Here is a 251-nt window from a genome sequence, read left to right on the forward strand (position 1 = left end):
GCCAGGGGTCGTCGCTGAAGGGCGGCGCATCATGGCGAATATGGAACGTGTCTCCGCGCTCTTCCTGGCCAAGACGGTCTACGCCAGCCTCATAGCCGTGATCTGCGCGCGTGCCGCCTGGCACTACCCGTTCCTGCCCCGTCACTTCACCTACATTGATGCGCTGACCATCGGAATCCCGGCATTCTTCATCGCGCTGGGACCGAACAGGCGACGATACGTCAGCGGATATTTGAAGCGCGTGCTCGGCC

The 251-nt window shown here is 62.5% G+C and carries 1 pseudogene; it reads left to right on the forward strand.

The features are described from left to right. Positions 1–251 (forward strand): annotated as a pseudogene (locus tag QP381_RS09280) (cation-translocating P-type ATPase); the annotation flags it as partial.

Origin of the sequence: Pauljensenia sp. UMB6358 (assembly GCF_030216865.1) — a bacterium.
Classification (GTDB): Bacteria; Actinomycetota; Actinomycetes; order Actinomycetales; family Actinomycetaceae; genus Pauljensenia; species Pauljensenia turicensis_A.